The organism is Paenibacillus sp. P4_A7 (genome assembly GCF_056402455.1).
This window is the reverse complement of the sequence record NZ_JBFUHJ010000639.1, coordinates 1-2,358: the sequence shown is the minus strand read 5'-3', so window position 1 is coordinate 2,358 and position 2,358 is coordinate 1. Positions and strand designations below refer to the sequence as shown.

At 44.9% G+C, this 2,358-nt stretch carries 3 protein-coding genes; 2 read left to right on the top strand and 1 reads right to left on the bottom strand.

Going from position 1 to position 2,358, the window contains the following annotated elements; genetic code table 11:
• The coding region (locus tag AC1DWN_RS32290; RefSeq protein WP_477562933.1) for a cupin domain-containing protein at positions 1-737 on the bottom strand (737 nt) is incomplete at its 3' end.
• Positions 738-885: 148 nt separating this feature from the next.
• On the opposite strand from AC1DWN_RS32290, the gene AC1DWN_RS32285 reads away from it, so the two are divergent.
• On the top strand, positions 886-1,719 hold the full coding sequence (locus AC1DWN_RS32285) for a phytanoyl-CoA dioxygenase family protein (RefSeq protein ID WP_477562932.1): 834 nt from the start codon (positions 886-888) through the stop codon (positions 1,717-1,719).
• Between the two features lie 263 nt (positions 1,720-1,982).
• Positions 1,983-2,358, top strand: a 376-nt coding sequence (locus tag AC1DWN_RS32280; RefSeq protein ID WP_477562931.1) for an SH3 domain-containing protein, incomplete at its 3' end; no start/stop codon positions are given.

Sequence of the window (2,358 nt, the reverse complement as noted above, 5' to 3'; positions counted from 1 at the left end):
CCGGTGTATTCCTGAAACGTTCGGTAAAAATGGGATGCGCTAACGCCGGCAAATGCGGCCAGCTCCTCAACGGAAGGCCGCCACTCCGGTTCCAAGCTGATTTTGTCGATCAGCAAATCGAATTGACGTAATAAATCATCCGCTACTGTGCTGCTACCAGTACCAGGTTGAATAAATGCAAGCAACAAGTCTAAAATGGCATGTCTAATGGCGATCCCTTGCAAAGGACTTTCTTTCATCAACGTTTTTTTTAGCTTCTTGAAAGAGTCGATAGGATTTAACCCGATATGAACCACACGCGGCAATTGAGATAGTTCGTGTTCAATTAACTTGCTTTCTTCCGGAGGGAGTTGAAGCCAGCCTTGATGATGGGGAACGGTTATGATGATCCACCAAAATTTGCAAGGTTCTATAACGTCGAAGCCGCCGCGGTGTCTCTCTCCAGGGCGTGTATAGAATAAATCGCCAGCCTGTGTTTCGTGAAGGACATTATTGAGCTCCCAGTAGGCCTTACCCCGCTCTACGAGAACGAATTCGTAGCATCCCGGGTGTTCATGCTCGAAGAGGGGCAACGCTTTGCGTATCTCGTCGCTTCCAAACAAGACGAACTCCGGCACCGATCTGATCGGAGGGTTGTTATATATATCATAAGTCCAACGCGCGTTTCGAGTAACAGCAGCGGCCCCGTTTTTTTTGGATGTCAGGCTACTATCAGGAGGTTGCTGCTTATCCGACAAAATGATCCACTCTCTTTCTAGATGTTTCTATACAAGTTCTGATGTTTCTTATCCTACTTCATAATAATGAGAACGTCAAACGATGCCATCAAGAGTTAAGATRACAATTGTGAGAACAACATCAACACATTTAAAGGGGGATTTACAAATGACATTACAACCAGATCGCCAGTATAAAATTACGCAGCAAGATAAGGATACATTTAATAGAGACGGGTATTGGATCAGTCCGAAGCTAATTGATGATGAGCAAATCGAGCGTTTGCGTAATGCGCAAGAGCGGATCTATTCAGGTGATTATGACGGAGACACGGCGCCTATGCACCCATTCAAGCTTAGCGACAACCCTGATGCTCTTCGTAAGTTTGATAATGGCTGGTGGGTTAACGATGAGGTGTTCAAAACAGTTACAGATCCACTAATCGGAGAACTATCTGCAGATTTGCTTGAGGCGAATGAAATTCGGCTTTGGCACGATCAGGTTCTTTCTAAGCCGGGTATTGGGAACAAAGTTTCCGAAAGTGGCAATGTTGGCTGGCACCAAGACTATGGTTACTGGCAGAGTTCGGATACACCCGAGATGATTACCGTTTGGATCGCGCTTCAAGATACCGATTTAACGAACGGTGCTATGATGACCATTTTGGGATCGCATAAATGGGGATTGATACCGGACAGTGCTGCATTCTTTGAACAGGATATGGAGTTATTGAAAAATAAGTATTCAAATGGCCGCGACTGGGTCGAGGAGCCTTGCATCATGAAGGCTGGCCAAGCGAGCTTCCATCATGGTCTTACATTCCACGGTTCTGGACCGAATCATACGAATGATCCAAGACGAGCGATAGTAGCGCATGTCATGCAGGGCGGAACAGGCTACCGTCCCGGCCAAGGACACGGCAACGTACGTCTACTAGGACCGCGCCCTGTCGAGGGTCAACTATTCGATAACGGATTTTTCCCAGTGTTATTCAAAAGATAGGTATCGCTGTGAAAGTAACCATGCATCTCTAGTATTTATAAGTTGGACCTAAGAAGAACCCACATGTGAGTAAGCTCCATGTGGGTTCTTTTTGTTGTTTCTTAGATCCAAAACTACCCAAAAAAAGTCGGAATCAAAGAGGTTTTGAGCGCAGCCTTAAAACTTTTATCTAATTTTCGCACTACGGAGTTTCAGTTTAGAAGGATATTCCACCATTGCTGTCGAAATTCGTAGAATGTGTTTTCGAAATGGGGGAAAATGTCTTGAAACTGCGAAATCGATTATTGTGTGGAACCGCCATCTTTGTTTTATTATCCGGAGGATCCGATGCAGCATATGCGTCCAATCAGAGTGTATCGTCAGAAAAGACCGTTAGCGTGAGTACTGAACAAGTTACGAAGACTAAATCTAATTCAAATAAAGCAACTGTTGCAACTATTATAGACATTACAAATCTACGCAAAGGGCCGGGTCTTGATTATGAGATTGTTGCAAAGGCGAAGGCGGGCGATTCGTTTCCAATCGTTGGATTCAAGGGGGAATGGTATCAGTTATCGCTTAAAAGTGGCGGTACTGCTTATGTTGCTAATTGGGTCGTTGAAACCGATGTGATTGAGATCAGCGAGCCTTCTTCAAATG